Below are 5735 nucleotides of genomic sequence, written 5' to 3' on the forward strand. Positions count from 1 at the left end.
GGGGAGTCATGGACGGCGGATTACCAGGGCCTGACACTGCGCACAGCATTGCAGCCCATATTCAGCATTTCCCATAAACGCATTGTCGGCTACGAGGCACTGATTCGCGCCTACGACACCGATCATGCGTCGGTGCTTCCACTTCACCTGTTCGAGCTGCCTTCCTCCGATGCTGAAAACCTCCTGCTGGACCGTCTTTGCCGCTACTTGCACATCCGCAACTATTCAAACTTCGAAGATCAGCTTAACTGGCTGTTCCTGAACGTATCTCCCCGGGTGGTCTCGGCAGGCAACCGGGCAGACTCGTTTTTTGGTGAATTGCTGAAAAAAACCGGGCTTCCCCCTCACCGGATCGTCATGGAAATTGTTGAGCAGCCCACTGATGACGCAGAGAGGCTGCGGGAAACTGTCGCTTACTATCAGCAACTGGGCTGCCTGACCGCCATTGATGATTTTGGCGCTGGCCACTCCAATTTCGAACGCATATGGAACCTGTCGCCGGATATCGTAAAACTCGACCGGAAATTGCTCACCCGGGCCACCGACGATCACAAGGCCAGACAGATACTCAACGGGATTGTCTCACTGCTTCACCAGTCCGGCTGCCTGGTTCTGCTTGAAGGCGTGGAAACCCACGACCAGGCCATGATTGCCATTGATGCCGGTGTGGATTTTGTACAGGGGTTCTATTTCCGCAGGCCCAGCACGGCACTGGCAGACATACCCGGTGAAAAGACGGATCTGGATGGATTGCTGAAAGATTATAAAAGCAGGAACCGGGTAACGCAGAATCCGACCCAGCAGTTGACGTCATTTTTCGAGGGTTTCTTCCACCATGCGGTGGATCGGTTAAGCCAGGGCATGATGATGGATGAAGCCTGCCATACCCTGCTCAACCATCCGGCAGTCTCCCGATGCTACCTGGTGGATGAAAGCGGTATCCAGATCGACGACACCCTGGTGTCTGACGCCATGGCAAGCAGCCTCGACCCCCGCTTTCGCCCGCTCGAAAGCACCACCAGTGCAGACTGGTATCGCCAGCAGTACCTGCGCCAGGCCATTGCCCAACCGGGCTATCTGCAGGTGACAGCTCCCTATCTGTGCATCACTGGCGCCTATATGTGTGTCACCATGTCACTGGGGTATTATCAAAACGGGCAATTGCAGGTACTTTGCTGCGACGTTCTCGCCAACCCGACAGAGACGGCGGTCAGGAAAGGTTAATTCCGTAAACCAGGGAAATCACTCCGACAGTGACCAGCCCGACAAACAGATTCATCGGCAGGCCCACCTTCACAAAATCCATGAACCGGTAACCACCCGGGCCGAATACCATCATATTGGTCTGATAGCCCAGCGGCGTGGCAAAACTGGCAGAAGCCGCCATCATGACGGCAATCACGTAAGGCTCTGCGGCGATGCCCAGGGATGTGGTCATGGAAAGTACGATAGGCAACACCAGTACCGCGGCGGCGTTGTTAGTAATCACCTCGGTGAGAACCGATACGGCAAAATACACCAGCAGCACCGTCAGCAACGGATGGCCACTGCTGACATCCAGTATCCCTTCAGCGACAAAGGCTGCCGCACCGGTTTCCAGCAGGGCGGCCCCCAGCGCAAAGGAAGCGGCGATGGTAAGAATGACAGGCACATCCACGGCCTTCTGTGCCTGACCCACCGAACAGCAGCCACTGAGAATCATCAACGCCGCCCCCATCAAAGCGGCATTAAGCATGGTCAGCGCGCCCAGTGCCGCGGCACCCACCAGCACCAGCAGAATGCCCCACGACAGGTAGGCCCGGTCGTGTCGGGGTGTCTCGGTTTCCAGGTCATTGATCAGCAGGAAATCCTTGGCATAGCGCTGACGGCTGACGAACGCCGGCCGGGCTTCCAGCAGCAGAACGTCTCCGGTTTTCAGGCGAATGTTGCCAAGGTTGCCAGACACCCGTTCGCCGCCCCGCGCAACGGCCAGCACCACCGCACCATAACGGTCACGAAAACGGGCGTCGCGGATTGTCTGGCCAAGCACTTCCGACTGCGGTGACAGCGCCGCCTCCACCAGCCGACGCTCTGCACGGTCTTTGCTGAGGCTGGGCTCATCGTCGTGAACCGAAGGAACAATGCCGTTGATACGCAGAAGATCGGAAATCGCCTGGGTATCTCCCGCAAATACCAGCCGGTCGCCGCCCCGCAACCGCTCTTCCGACGGCACCGCGGTTACCACACTGCCATCCCGTTCGATTTCAACCAGGTACAGCCGCTCCAGTTCCCGCAGGCCGGCCTCGCCCACGCTCTTGCCCACCAGAGGTCCGTCGAAGGCGACGGCAACCTCCAGGGTAAATTCCCGCATGGAGCCGAATTTCTGCTGGTCCTTGCGATCCGGCAGTGCCCTGGGCAGCACCAGCAACATCACCGCCAGCCCGATTACCGCAACCGGCAAACCGACAGCCGTAATCGAAAAAATCGAGAAACCGTCGTCCCCTGTCAATTGCTGATACTGGCCGTTTACCACCAGGTTGGTACTGGTGCCGATCAGTGTCAGTGTACCGCCGAGGATGGCGGAGTAACTGAGGGGGATCATCAGCTTGGAGGGGGATATGCCGATTTTCCGTGACCAGGCGTGAACCGCCGGAATCATCGTGGCAACAACGGGGGTGTTATTGAGGAAGCCGCTCAGCAGCGCCACTGGAAAGGCGATGCGGGCCTGGGCCGAACGTACGGTGCGGGGAGAACGCAACAGGTGGTGAACCACCAGGTCCACACCACCAGAGTGGTGAATACCGGCCGCCACTACAAACATGGCGACAACTGTGATCAGACCGGCGTTACTGAATCCGGCCAGGGCCTGGTCAGCGCTGACGATACCACTGGCACTCAGCACGATGAGCACGCCCATCATGACGAGATGCGGGCCAAAACGTCCGACGCTCATCAGCAGCAACGCAACGCCCGCGAGGCTTAATGCAAACCAGCCCTGCCAGTCCATCTGGTGTTCCCTTGGATAAAAGGCGCAGGATACCGAGTTTGCTGAATACTTAGAAAGAATAAAGGATGCTTTTTAAAGCACTACCGAGAATATAGAGAGACTTACACCTCGATATCCGCCATATTGCCGTAGGTCTCCAACCATACCCGGCGATCGGAGGCCCGCTTCTTACCCAGCAGCATGTCCATCCGGCTGTCGGTGTCGTCGCCATCAGCAATGGTGAGCATCACCAGCCGGCGGGTATCCGGGGCCATGGTGGTTTCGCGCAGTTGCAGCGGGTTCATCTCGCCCAGACCTTTAAAGCGGGTGACAGAGATTTTGCCACGGCGGTTTTCCGCTGCCAGGCGGTCAAGGATGCCCTGCTTTTCGTGCTCGTCCAGGGCATAGAAGGTTTCCTTGCCAAGATCCACCCGGTACAGCGGCGGCATGGCAACGAAAACATGGCCCGCCGCGACCAGGGGGCGGAAGTGTTTGACGAACAGCGCGCACAGCAGGGTGGCGATGTGAAGGCCATCCGAATCGGCATCCGCCAGAATACAGATCTTGTTATAACGAAGCCCGTCGAGCTTGTCGGAGCCCGGGTCCACCCCGATGGCAACGGCAATGTCGTGAACTTCCTGGGAGGCGAGTATCTCGCCGGAGTCCACTTCCCAGGTATTGAGAATCTTGCCTCTCAGCGGCATTACGGCCTGGAATTCCCGGTCGCGGGCCTGTTTCGCAGAGCCACCGGCAGAATCACCCTCTACCAGGAAAAGTTCGGAACGATTACTGTCGCTACCTGAGCAATCCGCCAGCTTGCCGGGCAGTGCCGGCCCGGAGGTGACCCTCTTGCGGGCCACTTTCTTGCTGGCGCGCAGACGGCGCTGGGCATTGCTGATAAACAGCTCGGCCAGTGCTTCGGCGATATCCGTGTGCTGGTTCAGCCACAGACTGAAGGCATCCTTGACCACGCCGGAGATAAACGCCGCGGCTTCGCGGGAAGACAGACGCTCTTTGGTCTGGCCCGAGAACTGGGGCTCCTGCATTTTGAAGGACAGCACGTAGGCACAGCGCTCCCAGATATCTTCCGGGGTCAGCTTCACTCCGCGGGGCAGCAGGCTGCGGAACTCGCAGAACTCCCGCATAGCTTCCAGAAGGCCGGTTCGCAGGCCGTTTACATGGGTGCCGCCCTGGGCAGTGGGTATCAGATTGACATAGCTTTCCATGACCGCTTCGCCACCTTCCGGTAGCCACTGGATGGCCCAGTCCACCGCTTCCTCGTTACCGGAGAAACTGCCGGTGAAGGGCTCCAGCGGAACCGCCTCGATATCCGCCAGCTCGGTACGCAGATAGTCACGCAGGCCGCCCTCGTAGCACCACTCATCCTTGTCGCCGGTCTGTTCCTGCAGGAAGGTGACAATCAGGCCCGGGCAAAGGACCGCTTTGGCCCTCAGGTTGTGGCGCAAACGGCTAACGGAGAATTTCGGGCTGTCGAAATAGCTGGCGTCCGGCGTAAACTTCAGCCGGGTGCCGGTATTGCGTTTGCCGACCGTGTCGATAACCGCCAGCTCGGTCTGCTTGTGGCCGTTGGCAAACGTCATGCGGTGGAGCTGGCCATCGCGCTTGATGGTCACTTCCAGCTCTGTCGACAGGGCGTTAACAACGGAAACGCCTACCCCGTGCAGGCCACCGGAAAAATTGTAGTTACCCTCGGAGAACTTGCCGCCGGCATGGAGCCGGGTAAGAATCAGCTCTACCCCGGGTACGCCATGCTCCTTGTGCATATCCACCGGCATACCACGGCCATCGTCTTCCACGCTGAGCGAGCCGTCACTGTGGAGAATCACGTCAATACGGCGGGCATGGCCAGCCAGTGCTTCGTCGACGCTGTTATCAATGACTTCCTGGGCCAGATGGTTGGGGCGACTGGTGTCGGTGTACATGCCCGGGCGTTTGCGAACCGGGTCCAGACCACTAAGAACTTCAATGGCGTCTGCGTTGTACTGTTTCTGGCTCATGGGTAGAAAGCAACTCCACGGGTTTGTTGTTAAACTGGCCCATAGCTTAGGGATTCGCGGGCAAAGATCAACGGTTGATTTGCACCGGTGAGGATTGGCGCAGCGCAGAGGGGGCTAACGTTCGCGTGTAATGGTATCCAGGCCTTCACCAGAGACTCTGAGCCGCTTCCAGTCCTCCGGGCTGATGGCAATCACCGCACAGGGAGTGGTCAGCGCCTGGGTGACCATAGCGTCTGCCGCCGGCTTCCGGGTGTTGAGGGTCAGTTCCAGAACATCATCAACAATCTCGGCGGACTCCAGGGTCACGCCGTAACCCCCGGTGGATTTCTGGCCCAGCCCCACCAACACCAGATGTTCCTGCTCCATATCAAGAGCGCGGAGCTGGTTCATGGACAGGTTTCCTGAAGGCAGCGTCTCCAACCTGTCCAGCTCACTGGCGTTACTGATATAGACCAACCCCGGTGCTGTTAACCCGCAATGATCGGAGGCCGTCACCTGTCGCGCCAGCGGTGCGCCATCGGCCGTGGCGGAGCGGTTAATAGCGCACCCGGTAACCAGGGTGACAGCCAGGGCTATTGCGATGATGTGTATGAAACTTTTCGTCAAAGGTCGCTCTCCACGCTGCGGACCGGCTGGCCGTCCTGCTCTTCCCCACTTTCCGGTTTCAGGCGATAGCCTTCGAATCCGACCCTTGGCAGTCCCATGGCCGAAATGGTGGGCCGGCGGAAGCTGGTGCTCAACCTTACGCCACC

4 protein-coding genes are annotated in these 5735 nt (G+C 58.8%); 1 reads left to right on the forward strand and 3 read right to left on the reverse strand.

From position 1 onward, the window contains the following. The coding region (locus ACESMB_RS05325; protein WP_372971059.1) for an EAL domain-containing protein at nt 1-1224 on the forward strand (1224 nt) is incomplete at its 5' end. Here ACESMB_RS05325 and ACESMB_RS05330 read toward each other — a convergent pair. The 3 genes from ACESMB_RS05330 to ACESMB_RS05340 all read right to left on the reverse strand — a co-directional run bounded on the left by ACESMB_RS05330 (nt 1211) and on the right by ACESMB_RS05340 (nt 5589). Further along, nucleotides 1211-2986, reverse strand: coding sequence for an SLC13 family permease (locus tag ACESMB_RS05330; RefSeq protein WP_372925173.1), 1776 nt, complete (start codon nt 2984-2986; stop codon nt 1211-1213). The two genes, ACESMB_RS05325 and ACESMB_RS05330, sit on opposite strands and share 14 nt — an antisense overlap. A 101-nt stretch (nt 2987-3087) precedes the next feature. Further along, a complete protein-coding gene (parE, locus tag ACESMB_RS05335; RefSeq protein ID WP_372971060.1) occupies nt 3088-4983 on the reverse strand; it encodes a DNA topoisomerase IV subunit B in 1896 nt (631 codons plus the stop codon). A 114-nt stretch (nt 4984-5097) separates the two neighbouring features. Beyond that, nucleotides 5098-5589, reverse strand: a complete 492-nt coding sequence (locus tag ACESMB_RS05340; protein ID WP_372925175.1) for a protease complex subunit PrcB family protein — start codon at nt 5587-5589, stop codon at nt 5098-5100. Nucleotides 5590-5735 lie beyond the last annotated feature (146 nt).

This window comes from Marinobacter sp. (assembly GCF_041686475.1).
GTDB lineage: Bacteria > Pseudomonadota > Gammaproteobacteria > Pseudomonadales > Oleiphilaceae > Marinobacter.

Bases quoted from the DNA above. Each gene is read 5' to 3' on its own strand.
- ACESMB_RS05330 (WP_372925173.1), bottom strand. From the start codon at position 2,986: ATGGACTGGCAGGGCTGGTTTGCATTAAGCCTCGCGGGCGTTGCGTTG.
- parE (WP_372971060.1), bottom strand. From the start codon at position 4,983: ATGAGCCAGAAACAGTACAACGCAGACGCCATTGAAGTTCTTAGTGGT.